The following is a 15,297-nucleotide window of genomic DNA, read 5'->3' as shown; positions in this document are numbered from 1 at the left end:
GCTCCTCACCCCGTTCCGGCGGTCCGGCTTCTAATGGCTGACTGCTTCACGGGTGGCGGGCGACAGCGCCGCGCCGACCCGCTCGACCAGCAGCGCCATCTCGTACCCGACCTGGCCGACGTCGCAGCTGCGGGCGGCCAGGACGGCCATCGCGGAGCCGTCGCTGATGGACATGAGGAAGAGGTAGCCGCTCTCCATCTCGATGATCGTCTGCTGGACGGTGCCCGCGTTGAACATGCGCGAGGCGCCGTCGGTCAGGCTGACCACCCCGGAGGTGATGGCGGCGAGCTGGTCGGCCCGGTCGGCCGGCAGGTCGCGGGAGGCGGCCAGCAGCAGCCCGTCCGCGGACACCGCGACGACGTGGGCGATGCCGGCCACGCTGTTGGCGAAGTTGTTGAGCAGCCAGCCCATGTCCTGCATGGTGGGGGGCCTGGTCACTGATCGGTCTCCTTAGCCTGGAAGGCGGCGGACTCGGCGGTGCCGTCCGTCCGCCCGCGTTGCACTCCCCGGTGGTACGCGGACAGCAACCCGCGGACCTCGTCGGGGCTGCGGCGGTTCTGGGCCTTCGGGCCCTCCTGCACGCCGCCGGGCACCAGCTGTGCTTGCGGTACGCGCTTGGGGAGGCCGGATCGCGTGGTTCCGGCGTCGACCGGTTCAGCCGCCGCCATGGCCCGCTTCCATCCCTCGTCCGCCGCTGTCTTCCACCGGTCCTCCTCAGCGGGGCGCTGTTTCGGAACCGACGGTCCATTGTGCCCGGTCGTCGTCGGCGCCGGTTGTTCGGGCGCGGGCTTGGGCTTCGGAGCGGGCGTGGGAGCGGGCGCGGGGGGCGCTGCCACCGCCGCCGGGATCTCGTTGGGCGGGGGCGCGTAGCCCGCCGTCGGCATCCCGAACTGCTCCTGGCTCGCCCCGTCGTGGTTGCGGAACCAGCTCTGCTGCATCTGCACGAAGATCGGGGAGTCGCTGCGGTCGTCGGCCGGCGGGGCCGGCGGCTGGGCCGGCACCGGGGGCATCGCGGCCAGCGCCGCGCCCCAGCTGCCGGTCGGTGCGGGGGCCGGTGAGACCGGCGGGGCCGAGACGGGCGGCACCGTCGGCGTGAAGCCGTTCATCGTCGGCGCGTTCTGCGCCTGCTCGATCGTCTTGGACACCCGGGTCGGCAACGGCGGCCGGTTCGGCGTGGGCCGCACCTCGGCCGGGTCGCTCGGCGGGCGCTGCGACGGGAAGACCGGCAGCGTCGGGTGCTGCTGCACCGGCTCCGGCATGACCGGCTCGGGCGCCGGCCGCGGCGGCTCGATGGTCGGCAGCGTGGCCGTGGCGGCTCGCGAGGCCCGGGCGTCCCAGCCGCCCAGCGGCGCCGCGCCCAGCTCGGGCAGCCGGCCGCCACCGAACGTGTCGCTGCGCCGGGGCGTGACGACGATGCTGCTCGGCAGGGTGACCTGGGCGACCGTGCCGCCCTCGAGGTTGGCCCGCAGCTCGACCCGGATCCCGTAGCGGGAGGCGAGCCGGCTGACCACGGCCAGGCCCATCAGGCGGAACGCGGCCACGTCGACGTCCGGCGGCTCGGCCAGCCGGCGGTTGAGCTGGTCCATCTGCTCCTCGGACATGCCGAGCCCGCGGTCCTCGACCTGGATCACCACGTAGTCGCGGATCCGGCGGCCGTCGGCGACCACCACGGTGGTCGGCGGGGAGAAGCGGGTGGCGTTGTCGAGCAGCTCGGCGACGAGACGGACCACGTCGTTGACGGCGAGCGCGGCGATCGAGATGTCGGTGTCGACCGTGCCGAACTCGATGCGGTTGTAGAGCTCGACCTCGGACTGCGCGGCGCGCAGGGCGTCGACCACCAGCGCGTCCTCGCGCCGCGGCGGGCTCGAGTCGGCGCCGGCCAGCACCAGGAGGTTTTCGTCGTTGCGGCGCATCCGGGTGGCCAGGTGGTCGAGCTCGAAGAGCTGAGCGAGCCGCTTCGGGTCCTCCTCGGTGCGCTCGATCATGTCGAGCTCGCCGATCATCCGGTCGACCAGCGACTGACTGCGGCGGGCCAGGTTGAGGAACATCGTCGAGACGCTGGTGCGCAGCGCGGCCTGCTCGGCCGCGATCCGGACCGCCTCGCGGTGGACCACGTTGAACGCCTGGGCGACCTGGCCGATCTCGTCGCGGTTGGACAGGTTGATCGGGTCGCGGACCTGGCGGACGATGTCGTCGGCGCCGCCCTCACCCAGGTTGCGGGAGTCGCGCAGCTTGGCCACGGCGTCGGGCAGGTCGCGGTTGGCCACCGCGAGCGCGCCCTCACGCAGCCGGCGCAGCGACATGTTGAGCGAGCGGGCCAGGATCACGGCGAGCGCGATGGCGATGATCAGCACGAGCACGACCAGGGCCGACTCGATGGCGGCCTGCCGGACGACCGCGTCCCGGTCGTCGCTCGCGGCGGCCACGATCTTGGACTCGAGCTGCTGCTCGGCCCAGCGCATCAGGTCGACCACGGCGCCGAAGGCCTCGGTGATGTCGCCGGCGTCCACCGCGTCGCCCCGGCCGAGCTGGGTGGCGACGCCGTCGACCAGGTTGACCGCGTCGCCGCTGACCACCTTGTCGGCCAGGGCACGCTGCTCGGGGCTGGCCACCAGGGAGAAGGTGGTGAGCGCCTCCTGCTGGCTGGTCTGCGTCGCGATGAACGCGACCCGCTGCTCCTCGCTGATGTCACCGGAGGCGCGGGCGGCGTACGAGACGGCCTCCTGCTCGGCCGTGCCCGCCTTGGCCCGGGAGAACGCGGCGAGCGCGCGGAGGTTGTCGGCCACCTCGCTGTCACCGGCGACCTGGCTGACCGCCTCGCCGTAGGCGACCAGGTCGGTGATGACCACGCCGTAACGGGACACGGCCTCGGCGACCGCGATGCCCTCGCGCTTGCCGACCGCCGTGCGGGTGGCGTCCATCGTGTTGAGGTGGTCGTCGATCCGGCTCAGCCGGTCGCGCACGGCGCCCGGCGGGTCGTCGATGCCGGCCCGGTGGGCGCGGTAGACGGCGATCTGGGCGTCGGTGTTGCGGACCGTGGCGTTGTACGCGTCCGGCTTGGCACCGACCGGGGCGGCCAGGTAGGCGGCGGCGGTCATGCGCTCGGTGTGCAGCAACTGGGTCAGCGCCGAGACGTCGGTGTCGAGCTTGGTCAGCTCCTCCACCTGCCCGGCGGCGGACGCGCGCTGTCCGATATCGACCAGGCGCGTGGTGGCCAGCACGATGACGGCGGCCAGCGGCACGAGCAGGATCAGCGCCAGCTTGGCCCGGATGCGGGCGTCGCGGAGCCGGGGAAAGACACCACGGCGCGCCACCTGGGTCGAAGATCCGGTGCTCACGACTTCTCCTCCGTGGTCAATCCCGTGTCTCTTCGCCCGCCTGACCGCTGCGGCCCGGGAATTTCATCAGAGCGGACATTGGTTTGGGAAGTCCGGAAACTCCCCGAAACGAACTCGACGTCCGACTGTTGGTTGCATTGCCAGTTCCACATTCGACATTCGCACCTCTTTGACGTGCACGAATATGCCGACCACGACATTCTGTGATGACCCGGTCACGATCAAATCCCAAGATTCCAACCAATATGTGAGACAAGCGTCTCGCTCCATCGATGGACCCCTGCTTGACCGGTGGCCCTCACGTTGGCAAGGTTTGGCGCGTTCGAACGGACAACTTGTCCGTATGGCCTTTCTAGGAGGCACCGCAGTGCGGCTCTCCCGCATCACCGCGGCATCCGCCGTGGCATCGATGCTCCTCGTCGCCGGTGCGGCCGGCTGCTCCTCGGACGACGACTCGACCGAAGCGTCGGAAGTCATCACCATCGCCGCCGACCTCAACAATTCGTCGGCCGTCGACACCGCATACGCCCGGGCCCTGCAGTTGCGGATCGAGCAGGTGAACGCCTCCGGCCAGCTCGGCGACCGGCAGCTGAAATTGATCACGCAGGACAACCGGAACGACCCGACGTCCTCGCTGCGCAACATCAGCTCTTTCGCGGACGACAAGTCGGTCGCCGCGATCGTCACCGGCGCCTGCGATCAATGCACGGTCGGCGCGGTCAAGACGATCACCGACAAGAAGGTGCCGACGATCTCGCTGGCCGCCTCCGAAGAGGTGGTCAACCCGGTCAGCGATCGGCGTTATCTCTTCAAGATCGGCCCGAACTCGCCGGACAGCGCGGCCGCGATGGTGGCCGAGCTCCGCCAGGCCAAGATCAAGAAGATCGGCATCCTGCACTCCGACGATCTGTACGGCAAGGGCGCGCTGAAGGCCCTCTCCGCGAAGCTGAACGGTTCCGGCGTCAGCGGCCAGATCGTCCGGGCCGTCAAGCCGACCGCCACCGACATCACCCAGGCCGTCGGCACGCTGGCCGACGCCGAGCCGGGCGCGATCGTCGTGCTCACCGCGCCCGACCAGGCCCAGCTGGCCGCGATCGGCGCCAAGCAGGTCGGCTACAAGGGCAAGCTGTACTTCGACGCCGCCTCGGCCGGCGACCTGTTCATCCCGGCGGCCGCGGTCAAGGCGACCGACGACGCCCGGATGATCTTCACGCCGATCCTGGCCATCGACGACGTGATCGCCACGACCCCGGCCAAGTCCTCGCGCAAGCAGTGGTTCCGCGACTACACCTCGCGCTACGGCAGCTACTCGGGCGTCGCCTCGTTCGCGGCGGACGCGGTCGACCTGGTCGCCGACGCGGTGGCCCGGGCCGGCAACAACCGGGACGGCATCCGCGACATCATCGAGACCTCGCAGGTCGACGGGCTCTCCGGCCCGATCCGCATCACGCCCGACAACCACTCCGGCCTCATGCCGCAGGCGCTCACCGTGCTGGTGGCGCGGGCCGGCCGCTGGCGGCTGGCCTCGTGATCCGCATCGACCGGGTCTCACGCACCTTCACCGGCCGGTCCGGCACTGTGGACGCTCTGCGCGACGTCAGCCTCGAGGTGGCCGACGGCGAGTTCGTGGCGGTCGTGGGCCGTTCCGGCTGCGGCAAGTCGACGCTGCTGCGGATGATCGCCGGCCTGCTCCCACCGACCGGTGGCCGCATCGAGGTCTCCGGCGACCACGTGGTCAAGCCACGCCGGGACGTCTCGATGATGTTCCAGCGCCCGGCCCTGCTGCCGTGGCGCACGGTCCTGGACAACGTGCTGCTGCCGGTGCAGATCTTCGGCTGGCGCAAGGCCGAGTACCGCGACCGGGCGCACGAGCTGCTGACCCTGACCGGCCTGGCCGGCTTCGAGAAGCGGCTGCCGCACGAGCTGTCGGGCGGCATGCAGCAGCGGGTGGCGCTGTGCCGCGCGCTGATCGGCCGTCCCCGGGTGATGCTGATGGACGAGCCGTTCTCGGCGCTCGACCCGCTGATCCGGGAAGAGCTCTCGGTCGAGCTCCAGCGCATCCACATGGAGCAGGAAGCGACAACGGTCTTCGTCACCCATTCGATCGACGAGGCGGTGCTGCTGGCCGACCGCGTGGTAGTGCTGAGCCCGCGGCCGGGCCGGGTCCGCGAGATCATCGACGTCGACATCCCGCGGCCGCGGGCGCTCGGCCGGTCGGCCAACCTGGACGAGGTGGCCCGGTGCAGCGCCCAGCTTCATGATCTTCTGATGGCGTGATCACCCTCCGTACAAGGGTTCCGTAAGCCGGATTTTGGACTGCCTTAAGAATCGGACGTCCCAGTGGCGTTCACGGGAGAGGATTCCGTAACGTGCCGGGCATGACTTTCCGCACCTGGGCGAAGCTGTTGGGGGCCACGTTCGGCGTTGCCGCGCTGGGCGGGGCCAGTCAGCTGGGCCTGGCCTACGGTCTGGGCTTCCTGCGCTTCACCCGCGTCGTCGAGGTCACCGCGCGTGACGAGTGGATCGCCCAGCTGGCCTGGGTGGCCTGGTTCGCCATGACCGCCGCCGCCATCGGCGCCGTGGTCGGCCGCACCCAGCTGCCCCCGAACCCACCCGCCGGCGCCCGTTTCGTCCCCGCCGTCGTGGCCGGCTTCGGCGCGGCCGCGATCGTCCCGCTGACCATGCAGCCGGCCCGCAACGCGCAGGTCGCCGGGGTCGACCCGGTCTTCGTGGTCGGCGCGTGCGCCGCGCTCGGGGCGGCCATCGGCATCTTCGCCGCCTACGCCGCCCTGCGCAGCACGGTGGCCCGCTGGAGCATCATCACGCTGACCGTCGCCGTGTGGGTCCTCGCGGTCGCCTCGGTGGCCCCGTCACTGCGGCCAGGTCAAGACCTTCCGGCCGTACGCCTCGGCGTGCTCGACCTGAGCATCCTGCCGGGCAAGGCCGTCGACCAGGCCGCGCTGTTCACGATGCCGGCCCTGGCCCTGATCTGCGGCCTGCTGATCGGCCTGGCCGCCCGTCGCCGGCAGGCCTCGACCGCGGCCATCGCGCTGGCCGGCCTGCCCGGCCCGGCCCTGCTGACCGTGGCCTATCTGATCGCCGGCCCCGGCGCGGGCGCCGACCGCTACCAGGAGGTGCCCTACTGGGCGGCGATGACCGCCGCCGGCGCCGGAGTGTTCGGTTCGGTGCTGGCCGCGGTGTTCCGGCGCGGCCCGGTCGGCGCGCCGGCCGAGAGCGCGCCCACTCCCGAGCGCCCGCCGCTCCCCCAGCGCGAGTCCCAGCCGTCGGCCATCGCCCAGGCCGCCAACGGCCCGACCGGCCCGACCGGCCCGCCGCCGGGGGCCGGCGCCGCGCAGGCCATCACCGGCCGGGCCAGCGTCGCCGCCGCCGTCGCGGCCCGCGCCTCGGCCGCCGCCCAGCGCCCCGATCACGAGTTGCGCCCGTCGGACACCGGTGTCCTGCCGACACCGTCGTTCGACGGCTTCACCCCGCCCCAGCCCCGCGCCGCCCAGCAGGGCCGGGAGGGCGAGCTGACCGACTGGGTCGGCGGCCTGGGCCGGTAATCGATAGGCAAACATCAATGGAATGATCCATCGGGGAGGTACCGCGCGGCCTCCCCGCGCTCCACGATGTGGTCATGACCCCTGACCGGCAACCCCGCCTCCGCCGGCTCCTGGCCGGCCTCGCGATGGTCTTCGCCCTCTCCGGCACCGCCCTGGTGGCGCCGGCCGTGGTGGCGCCCACGACCACGGACGCGGCCCAGGCCGCCGTCTACTCGAGCTGCACGATCTCGCGCTGCTCAGCCGCCCGCACAGCCCGCACCGGCTGGTCGTCGCTCGGCTGGCCGACCAGCAGCGGCTGGTACTCCTGGCCGTACGGCCAGTACAACTACACCGGCGGCACCTTCCAGAACCGCGAGCAGCAACTCCCCCTCAACGCCACCTACAACGAGTACGACGTCTACTCCCGCACCCGCGGCGCCACCCGCGACGCGTACCGGATCGTGGTCAACCGCTCCACAAAGGAAGCCTGGTTCACCCCCGACCACTACGTGACCTTCTACAAGCTCTGATCATGCGGCGAGGAGCCGGCTGTGATTTCCGGCTCCTAGCTTTTTTCGCCGCGGACCGGTTATGGTCCGAACAACAACCCCACGGGAGTCCGGTGCACCGGGCTGAGAGGGGGGCCGACGCAGCCCCCGACCGTAGAACCTGATCCGGGTCATGCCGGCGCAGGGAGGAGCGTTCGTTGTTTCCTCGTTTGCATGTAGTCACCGACTCGCTCGACGTCGTGCGAGGGGCGGTCGGCCACGGGCCGGTCGCCATCCAGGTGCGGGAGAAGAAGTCCGATCGCGCGGCCTACGAGCTGACCGTGGCCGCCCTCGACGTGTGCCGGCGCGCTGGTGACGCGATCTGCCTGGTGGACGACCGGGTAGGGGTGGCCCTGGCGGCCGGCGCCGACGGTGTCCACGTGGGTGCGGAAGATCTGCCGGTCGCTGCGGTGCGGCGGGTGCTCGGTCCCTCGGCCATCGTCGGCGCCACGTGCCGTACGCCCGAAGCCGCCGAACAGGCGGTCCGCGACGGGGCGTCCTATCTCGGGTCCGGGCCGGCCTTCGCCACCACCAGCAAGGCAGGACTCCCCGATCCGATCGGGCCGGAGGGGATTGCCAGGGTCGCCGCCGCGGTGCCGGGCACGCCGGTCATCGCGATCGGCGGGATCACCCCGCAGCGGGTGCCGCTTCTCCGGGCGTACGGCGTGGCCGCGATCTCGGCCGTGGCGGGCGACCCGGCCGGTGTCACGATCGCGTTCCTGAAGGCGCTGGCATGAGCGACGTCGTGGTGGTGGGCGGCGGGATCATCGGCCTGTCGATCGCCTGGCAGCTCGTCGAGCGGGGCCGGGACGTGACCGTGCTCGACGGCGGCGACGAGGGCGCCTGGCACGTGGCGGCGGGCATGCTGGCCCCCGGCGGCGAGTCGGCGTTCGAGGACCCGGCGCTGGTGCGGCTGATGGAGCGGTCGGCCGACCTGTGGCCCGGCTTCGCGGCCGGGCTCGGCGTCGACGTCGGCTACGACGACACGGGAACGCTGAGCCTGGCGATGACCGCGGACGACGTGGCCTCCGCGGCCCGGCATTGGACGAAACAGCAGCTTCCGCTGCTGCGCCCGTCGGAGTTGCGGTCGCTGGAGCCGGCTCTCAGCCCGCGGGTACGGGCCGGCGTGCACTCACCCCGTGAGCGGCAGGTCGACCCGCGCCGGGTCGTGGCCGCGCTCCGGGCGAAGCTGAGCGGCCGGATCGTCGCCAAGCGGGTCGACTCACTGTCCGACGTGGACTCCGGGACGATCGTCGTGGCGGCCGGCACCGGCACGGCCCGGCTCACCGGACTCCCCGTACGGCCGGTCAAGGGTCAGGTCCTTCGCCTGAAAGGCGAGCCGGGTCTGCTGCGGCACGTGCTCGACGCGACCGTCGACGGCCGGCCGGTGTACGTGGTGCCCCGCCAGGACGGCGAGATCGTCGTCGGCGCCACCCAGGAGGAACGCACCGACAGCCTGATCACCGCGGGCGGGGTGTACGACCTGTTGCGGGCCGCGATCGAGCTGGTGCCGGGTCTGGCCGAGCTGGAGCTGGCCGAGACGACGGTCGGGCACCGCCCCGGCACCCCGGACAACGCTCCCCTGATCGGCTACTTCGCGCCCGGCCGCATCGTCGCCGCCGGGCACCACCGCAACGGCATCCTGCTCGCCCCGGTGACCGCGGCCCTGACCGCCGACCTGCTGGAGGGCATCGCGACGCCGACCGACTTCGACCCGAGGAGGTTCTGATGCGGCTGACCGTCAACGGGCGCAGCTTCGACGGTGACCAGCAGTTGTCCGTGCAGACTCTGGTCGAGTCGCTCACCGAGGCTCGGCGCGGAGTCGCGGTCGCGGTCAACGGCGAGGTCGTGCCCCGCTCGACCTGGCCCACCGTGACCCTCGCCGAGGGCGACACGGTCGAGGTCCTGACCGCGGCCCAGGGAGGCTGACGATGTTCGACAAGTCGCGGCTCATCCTCGGCACCGGCGGCGCCAACAGTCTCACCGCCCTGGAACAGGCGATCGTCGCCTCCGGAACCGACCTGGTCACGGTGGCCCTGCGCCGGGTCGACGCGGCCGGCCCGGGTCTGCTGCCGATGCTCGACCGGCTCGGCGTGCGGATCCTGCCCAACACGGCCGGCTGCTACACGGCCGGCGACGCGGTCAAGACGGCCCACCTGGCCCGCGAGGCCTTCGAGACCGATCTGATCAAGCTCGAGGTGATCGGCGACGAACGGACCCTGCTGCCCGACGGCGTCGAGTTGCTGCGGGCGGCCGAGACGCTGGTCGGCGACGGCTTCACGGTCCTGCCCTACACCAGCGACGATCCGATCCTGGCCCGCCGCCTGGCCGACGTGGGCTGCGCCGCGGTCATGCCGGCCGGCTCGCCGATCGGCTCCGGCCTGGGCATCTCCAACCCGCACCACATCCGCCTGATCCGGCAGAGCGTCGACATCCCGGTGGTGCTCGACGCCGGCATCGGCACCGCCTCGGACGCGGCCCTCGCGATGGAGCTGGGCTGCGACGCCGTGCTCATCGCCAGCGCCATCACCCGGGCCGACGACCCGCAGGCGATGGCCACCGCGATGCGGCACGCGGTCCTGGCCGGCCGGATGGCGTTCACCGCTGGGCGCATCCCACGCCGCTTCCACGCGCTGGCGTCCACATCGGACGAGGGACGGGCCGAATGGTGACCCCCGGCGGCCTCGTCGTGCTCACCGATCGCCGGTCCGCCACCGGGCCGCTGGTGCCGGTGGTCCAGGCGGCGATCCGCGGCGGCGCCGAGTGGGTCATTCTCCGGGAGAGAGACCTGCCGTACGACGAGAGAGCCGCGCTCGCTGCTGAGTTGCGAGCCCTGCTCCCGCCGGGCCGTCTGATCGTGGCCGGCCCGGACCCCCTGGGCGGCGACGCGGTGCACCTGGCCGAGGCCGACCCGCTGCCCCGCGCCGGCTTGATCGGCCGCTCAGCCCACGGCGTCCCGTCACTGTCCACCGAGGACTACGTGACCCTTTCGCCAGTGTTCCTGACCGAAACCAAGCCCGGCTACGGACCCGCGCTGACCCCGGAGGGCGCGGCCGACCTCGCCGGCGACGTCCCGTGGCTGGCATTGGGCGGTATCGACTCCCCGGCCCGGGCGGCGGCGTGCGTGGCCGCCGGCGCGCGGGGAGTGGCCGTGCTCGGCGCCATCATGCGGGCCGACGATCCCGAGCCTGTGGCCGCAGCGTTGGCAGCGGCGGTCGCGCGATGACGCCGCCGGTTGTGTTGACGATCGCCGGGTCGGATTCCGGTGGGGGTGCGGGTATTCAGGCCGACCTCAAGACCTTTGCCGCGCTCGGGGCGTACGGCACCTCGGTCATCACCGCCGTGACCGCGCAGAACACCCTCGGCGTGACCGCCATCCACCCCATCCCCATCGACGTCGTCGCCGCCCAGCTCGACGCCGTGCTGGCCGACTTCCCGGTGGCCGCGGTCAAGGTCGGCATGATCGGTGATCCGGCGATCGCCGAGCTCATCGCCGACCGGGCCGGGCGCCTGCCCAACCTGGTCGTCGATCCGGTGCTGGTCGCCACGTCCGGGGCCCGGCTGGCCGACACTGCGGCTGTCGCGCCTCTGGTCGCGTACAGCCGGGTCCTGACCCCGAACCGGCAGGAAGCCGCCGCCCTGACGGCAAGCCCGGTCGAGACGGCCGAGGAGATGGTCGTGGCGGCCGAAGGCCTGGCCCAGCGCGGTGCGCGGGCGGTCGTGGTGACCGGCAGCGAGACGGCCGCCGATGTCCTGTGGCACGACGGCGGGGCCGAGACGCTGCGCGGCGAGCCGGTGCCGACGGCGAACAACCACGGTTCGGGTTGCACGTTCTCGTCGGCGATCGCGGTTCGGCTGGCGGCCGGTGATCCGGTGCCGGTGGCCGTGCGGGCGGCCAAGCGCTATGTGGCGGCCGCGCTGGCTGGCGGTCGCGACTGGCAACTGGGGGCCGGACCGGGCCCGCTGCACCACTTTTCGATCTGATACCTGGCGGTACGGGGTCCCGTGCTGCCGTTCGTCGCCGGTTTTATCCCGATTGGGGAGGAAAAGCATGAGGCGCAAGGTGTACGTCAACGGCGTGCCGTTCTCGGAGGTCGTGCTCAGCGACGGCAACGATCCGGTACGGCTCTACGACACCTCGGGACCGGGCAGCGACCCGGAGGTGGGCCTGCCCCCGCTGCGAAAAGCCTGGGGCACCACCAAGACCCAGCTCGCCGCGGCCCGGGCCGGTGAGATCACGCCCGAAATGGAATTCGTGGCGATCCGCGAGAACGTGCCGGTGGAGCTGGTCCGGGACGAGATCGCCGCCGGCCGGGCGGTGCTGCCGGCCAACGTCAACCACCCCGAGTCGGAGCCGATGGTGATCGGCTCGCGGTTCCTGGTGAAGGTCAACGCGAACATCGGCACCTCCGCCGTCACCTCGTCGGTCGCCGAGGAGGTGGAGAAGATGACGTGGGCCACCCGCTGGGGCGCCGACACGGTGATGGATCTGTCGACCGGCCCGCGCATCCACGAGACCCGCGAGGCCATCATCCGGAACTCGCCGGTACCGATCGGGACCGTGCCGATCTACCAGGCGCTCGAGAAGGTCAAGGGCGACCCGGTCAAGCTGACCTGGGAGTTGTTCCGCGACACGATCATCGAGCAGGCCGAGCAGGGCGTCGACTACATGACCGTCCACGCCGGAGTGCTGCTGCCGCACGTGCCGCTGGCCGCCGACCGGGTCACCGGCATCGTCTCCCGCGGTGGCTCGATCATGGCGGCCTGGTGCCTGGCCCACCACGAGGAGAACTTCCTCTACACCCACTACGACGAGCTGTGCGAGATCTTCGCCCGGTACGACATCACGTTCTCCCTGGGCGACGGCCTGCGCCCCGGCTCGATCGCCGACGCCAACGACGCGGCCCAGTTCGCCGAGCTGCGCACGCTGGGCGAGCTGACCCACCGCGCCTGGGAGTACGGCGTGCAGGTGATGGTCGAGGGCCCGGGCCACGTGCCCATGCACAAGATCAAGGAGAACGTGGACCTGCAGGTCGAACTCTGCGGAGGGGCGCCGTTCTACACGCTCGGCCCGCTCGCCACCGACATCGCCCCCGCCTACGACCACATCACCTCGGCCATCGGCGCCGCGATGATCGGCATGTACGGCACCGCGATGCTCTGCTACGTCACCCCCAAGGAACACCTCGGCCTGCCCAACAAGGACGACGTCAAGGCCGGCATGATCGCCTACAAGATCGCCGCCCACGCGGCCGACCTGGCCAAGGGCCACCCCGGCGCCCAGGCCTGGGACGACGCCCTGTCCAAGGCCCGCTTCGAGTTCCGCTGGGAGGACCAGTTCGAGCTGGCCCTCGACCCCGAGACCGCCCGCTCCTACCACGACGAGACCCTCCCCGCCCCCGCCGCCAAGACCGCCCACTTCTGCTCCATGTGCGGCCCGAAATTCTGCTCCATGAAAATCAGCCACGAACTCAAAGCCCAGGGCATGGCCCAGAAATCCTCAGAGTTCGTCGAGGGCGGCGGCAAGGTTTACGTGCCCCTGACGAAGCCCTAGCGGACGTCCCAGACGGGTTCGGGGGTCTCGACGACCTCGCCGTCGCCCTGGAAGAGGACGAAGCGGTCGAAGGAGCGGGTGAACCAGCGGTCGTGGGTCACCGCGATCACCGTGCCCTCGAACTGGCGTAAGCCCTCCTCCAGGGCCTCGGCCGAGGCCAGGTCGAGGTTGTCGGTCGGCTCGTCCAGGAGCAGGACCGTGGCCCCGGACAGCTCGAGCAGCAGCACCAGGAAGCGGGCCTGCTGCCCGCCGGAGAGGGTGCCGAAGCGCTGGTCGCCCTGGGCGGCCAGCTCGTAGCGGTTGAGGGCTTTCATCGCGCCGGCCCGGTCCATGCCCGAGCGGTGGTCGTCGCCGCGCCAGAGGATCTCGACCAGGGTTCGTTCGAGCAGCTCGGGCCGATCGTGGGTCTGTGAGAAGTGGCCGGGCCGGACGCGGGCGCCGAGCCGGGCCACGCCGTTGTGGGCGACGTGGGCGAGCGGGGCGCCGTCGACCGGCTTGTTCTCCGCTTCCGGGTCGCTGCCGCCGGCCGCGAGCAGGCGCAGGAAGTGCGACTTGCCCGTGCCGTTGGCGCCGAGCACGGCCACCCGGTCGCCGTACCAGATCTCCAGATCGAACGGGAACGTCAGGTCCTCGAGCTCGACCTGCTTCATGATCACCGCTCGTTTGGCCGTGCGGCCGCCGCGCAGGTTCATCTTGAGCGACTGGTCCTTGGGCGGCAGCGGCGGCGGGCCGGCCTCCTCGAATTTGCGCAGCCGGGTCTGGGCGGCCTGGTAGCGCGAGGCCATGCCGTCGTTGAAGGTCGCCTTCTGCTTGAGCGACAGCACCAGGTCCTTCAGCTTCTGATGCTCTTCCTCCCAGCGGCGGTGGTTCTCCTCGAGGCGCTCGTGCCTGTTCACCCGGGCGTCGTACCACGAGGCGAAGCCACCGGGATGGGTCCAGGCGCTGCCCCCCTCGACCGCCACGACCCGGTCGGCCGTCTGGGCCAGCAGCTCGCGGTCGTGCGAGACGTAAAGGACCGATTTGGGCGACTCGCGCAGCCGCGACTCGAGCCAGCGTTTGCCGGGCACGTCGAGGAAGTTGTCCGGCTCGTCGAGCAGCAGCACCTCGTCGTCGCCGCGCAGCAGCAGGTCGAGCGCGAACCTTTTCTGCTGGCCGCCGCTGAGTGTCCGCACCGGACGGTGCCGCACGTCTTCCCACGGCTTGCCGAGGATCGCGACGGCCACGGTGTCGAAAAGAACCTCGGCGTCGTAGCCACCGCTCTCACCCCAATGGGCCAGGGCGTTGGCGTACGCGAGCTGGGTGCGCTCCGACTCGTCGAGCGCCCCCGCGGCCCGCTCCAGCCGCTCCCCCGCCTCCCGCAGCGTGGGCTTGACCAGCGAAAGGGCCAGATCGGCGAGCGTACGGTCGTCGCCGATCATGCCGATGAACTGGCGCATCACGCCGAGCCCGCCGGAGCGCGCGATGCTGCCCTCCTGCATGGGCAGATCACCGGCGACCATGCGCAGCAGCGTCGTCTTGCCCGCGCCGTTCGGGCCGACCAGCGCGACCTTGGCCCCCTCGCCGACCCGGAACGAGACGTCGGCGAATAACCGCCGTCCGTCGGGCAGCACGAATCCGGCGCCGGCGACATCCACGTACCCCATGGCGGACATCCTCCCCGGTGCCCGCCCGGAAGTCAGTCGGTTTTCGCCGCGACCTTGAGCACCCGGAAGCCCTTCTTGCTGGCGATCCGCTCGACCGCCCAGCCCCGCTCGACGAGCCAGGCGTGCAGCGAGTCCCCGCCCAGATTGCGGTTGATGACCAGCCAGGCGACGCCGCCGGGGGCGAGCCGCGGCAGCCAGCGCTCCATGATCGAGTGCAGCTCGGCCTTGCCGACGTGGGTGGGCGGGTTGCTCCAGATCTGGTCGAACGTCACATCGGCCGGCACCTCGTCCGGCGCGGCGACCCGGATGCGCAGGCCGAGCGACGCCGCGTTCTCCACCGTGAGCTGGCGGGCCCGCGAGTTGACGTCGACGGCGTGCACCTCGGCGGCCGGCGCCGTGCGGGCCAGCACGCACGCGATCGGCCCGTAGCCGCAGCCGAGATCGAGCAGCACCCCGCCCGCCGGGAAGTCACCCTTGCCCAGCAGGACGGCGGTGCCGGGGTCGAGCCGGCCCGAGGAGAAGACACCGGGCGCGGTGGCGAGTTTGTAGTCGAGGCCCGCGACGCTGAACTGGATCTCGCGGCGCTGGTCGGGCGCCGTCGGCTCGGCGCTGAAGTAATGGTCGGCGGTCACCTGAGCAAGTCTGCCGCTGTTCAACGCGGCAGCAACCTCC

At 71.7% G+C, this 15,297-nt stretch carries 15 protein-coding genes and 1 riboswitch; of the genes, 11 read left to right on the top strand and 4 right to left on the bottom strand.

Annotated elements, in window-relative coordinates; genetic code table 11:
• Positions 1 to 30 precede the first annotated feature (30 nt).
• A complete protein-coding gene (locus AB0J66_RS21815) occupies positions 31 to 438 on the bottom strand; it encodes a roadblock/LC7 domain-containing protein (protein WP_364663349.1) in 408 nt (135 codons plus the stop codon).
• A complete protein-coding gene (locus AB0J66_RS21810; protein WP_364663347.1) occupies positions 435 to 3,338 on the bottom strand; it encodes a nitrate- and nitrite sensing domain-containing protein in 2,904 nt (967 codons plus the stop codon). The genes AB0J66_RS21815 and AB0J66_RS21810 overlap by 4 nt, the downstream gene beginning before the upstream one ends.
• 343 nt (positions 3,339 to 3,681) lie before the next feature.
• Between AB0J66_RS21810 and AB0J66_RS21805 the strand changes: the two genes are divergently transcribed.
• The 11 genes from AB0J66_RS21805 (at position 3,682) to thiC (ending at position 12,982) form a co-directional block, all read left to right on the top strand.
• Positions 3,682 to 4,869: an ABC transporter substrate-binding protein gene (locus AB0J66_RS21805; protein ID WP_364663345.1), complete on the top strand. Its 1,188-nt coding sequence runs from the start codon at positions 3,682 to 3,684 to the stop codon at positions 4,867 to 4,869.
• Positions 4,866 to 5,615 carry an ABC transporter ATP-binding protein gene (locus AB0J66_RS21800; protein WP_364663343.1) on the top strand — a complete coding sequence of 250 codons (750 nt, stop codon included), beginning with the start codon at positions 4,866 to 4,868 and terminating at the stop codon, positions 5,613 to 5,615. The genes AB0J66_RS21805 and AB0J66_RS21800 overlap by 4 nt, the downstream gene beginning before the upstream one ends.
• A 101-nt stretch (positions 5,616 to 5,716) precedes the next feature.
• Positions 5,717 to 6,901, top strand: coding sequence for a hypothetical protein (locus tag AB0J66_RS21795; protein ID WP_364663340.1), 1,185 nt, complete (start codon positions 5,717 to 5,719; stop codon positions 6,899 to 6,901).
• A 74-nt stretch (positions 6,902 to 6,975) separates the two neighbouring features.
• Positions 6,976 to 7,410 (top strand): ribonuclease domain-containing protein, encoded by a 435-nt coding sequence (locus AB0J66_RS21790; RefSeq protein WP_364663337.1) that lies wholly within the window; start codon positions 6,976 to 6,978, stop codon positions 7,408 to 7,410.
• A gap of 71 nt (positions 7,411 to 7,481) precedes the next feature.
• Positions 7,482 to 7,593, top strand: a riboswitch (TPP riboswitch).
• Positions 7,587 to 8,165, top strand: coding sequence for a thiamine phosphate synthase (locus AB0J66_RS21785; protein WP_364663335.1), 579 nt, complete (start codon positions 7,587 to 7,589; stop codon positions 8,163 to 8,165). Its footprint overlaps the riboswitch before it by 7 nt.
• Positions 8,162 to 9,157 (top strand): glycine oxidase ThiO, encoded by a 996-nt coding sequence (gene thiO / locus AB0J66_RS21780; RefSeq protein WP_364663332.1) that lies wholly within the window; start codon positions 8,162 to 8,164, stop codon positions 9,155 to 9,157. The genes AB0J66_RS21785 and thiO overlap by 4 nt, the downstream gene beginning before the upstream one ends.
• On the top strand, positions 9,157 to 9,357 hold the full coding sequence (thiS, locus tag AB0J66_RS21775) for a sulfur carrier protein ThiS (protein ID WP_364663329.1): 201 nt from the start codon (positions 9,157 to 9,159) through the stop codon (positions 9,355 to 9,357). The genes thiO and thiS overlap by 1 nt, the downstream gene beginning before the upstream one ends.
• 2 nt (positions 9,358 to 9,359) lie before the next feature.
• Entirely contained in the window at positions 9,360 to 10,100 is a 741-nt protein-coding gene (locus tag AB0J66_RS21770; protein ID WP_364663326.1) for a thiazole synthase, read from the top strand.
• Complete coding sequence (locus AB0J66_RS21765; RefSeq protein ID WP_364663323.1) at positions 10,094 to 10,654, top strand: thiamine phosphate synthase; 561 nt, start codon at positions 10,094 to 10,096, stop codon at positions 10,652 to 10,654. The genes AB0J66_RS21770 and AB0J66_RS21765 overlap by 7 nt, the downstream gene beginning before the upstream one ends.
• On the top strand, positions 10,651 to 11,412 hold the full coding sequence (gene thiD / locus AB0J66_RS21760; RefSeq protein ID WP_364663320.1) for a bifunctional hydroxymethylpyrimidine kinase/phosphomethylpyrimidine kinase: 762 nt from the start codon (positions 10,651 to 10,653) through the stop codon (positions 11,410 to 11,412). Before AB0J66_RS21765 ends, thiD begins: the two co-directional genes overlap by 4 nt.
• A gap of 67 nt (positions 11,413 to 11,479) precedes the next feature.
• A complete protein-coding gene (thiC, locus tag AB0J66_RS21755) occupies positions 11,480 to 12,982 on the top strand; it encodes a phosphomethylpyrimidine synthase ThiC (protein ID WP_364663318.1) in 1,503 nt (500 codons plus the stop codon).
• Here thiC and AB0J66_RS21750 read toward each other — a convergent pair.
• Together AB0J66_RS21750 and AB0J66_RS21745 are read right to left on the bottom strand one after the other, a co-directional pair.
• Positions 12,979 to 14,625, bottom strand: a complete 1,647-nt coding sequence (locus AB0J66_RS21750) for an ATP-binding cassette domain-containing protein (RefSeq protein ID WP_364663315.1) — start codon at positions 14,623 to 14,625, stop codon at positions 12,979 to 12,981. The genes thiC and AB0J66_RS21750 overlap by 4 nt on opposite strands.
• A gap of 32 nt (positions 14,626 to 14,657) precedes the next feature.
• Entirely contained in the window at positions 14,658 to 15,257 is a 600-nt protein-coding gene (locus AB0J66_RS21745; RefSeq protein WP_364663312.1) for a methyltransferase, read from the bottom strand.
• Positions 15,258 to 15,297: the final 40 nt, after the last annotated feature.

Source organism: Actinoplanes sp. NPDC049598, assembly GCF_040675435.1.
Classification (GTDB): Bacteria; Actinomycetota; Actinomycetes; order Mycobacteriales; family Micromonosporaceae; genus Actinoplanes.
Note: the sequence above shows the minus strand (reverse complement) of the source record. Positions and strands in the feature narration are given on the sequence as shown.

What these genes read in the sequence shown, in the direction of transcription:
- AB0J66_RS21805 (WP_364663345.1), top strand. Translation starts at nt 3,682, where the DNA reads ATGGCCTTTCTAGGAGGCACCGCAGTGCGGCTCTCCCGCATCACCGCG.
- AB0J66_RS21795 (WP_364663340.1), top strand. Translation starts at nt 5,717, where the DNA reads ATGACTTTCCGCACCTGGGCGAAGCTGTTGGGGGCCACGTTCGGCGTT.
- AB0J66_RS21790 (WP_364663337.1), top strand. Translation starts at nt 6,976, where the DNA reads ATGACCCCTGACCGGCAACCCCGCCTCCGCCGGCTCCTGGCCGGCCTC.
- thiO (WP_364663332.1), top strand. Translation starts at nt 8,162, where the DNA reads ATGAGCGACGTCGTGGTGGTGGGCGGCGGGATCATCGGCCTGTCGATC.
- thiS (WP_364663329.1), top strand. Translation starts at nt 9,157, where the DNA reads ATGCGGCTGACCGTCAACGGGCGCAGCTTCGACGGTGACCAGCAGTTG.
- AB0J66_RS21770 (WP_364663326.1), top strand. Translation starts at nt 9,360, where the DNA reads ATGTTCGACAAGTCGCGGCTCATCCTCGGCACCGGCGGCGCCAACAGT.
- AB0J66_RS21765 (WP_364663323.1), top strand. Translation starts at nt 10,094, where the DNA reads ATGGTGACCCCCGGCGGCCTCGTCGTGCTCACCGATCGCCGGTCCGCC.
- thiD (WP_364663320.1), top strand. Translation starts at nt 10,651, where the DNA reads ATGACGCCGCCGGTTGTGTTGACGATCGCCGGGTCGGATTCCGGTGGG.
- thiC (WP_364663318.1), top strand. Translation starts at nt 11,480, where the DNA reads ATGAGGCGCAAGGTGTACGTCAACGGCGTGCCGTTCTCGGAGGTCGTG.
- AB0J66_RS21750 (WP_364663315.1), bottom strand. Translation starts at nt 14,625, where the DNA reads ATGGGGTACGTGGATGTCGCCGGCGCCGGATTCGTGCTGCCCGACGGA.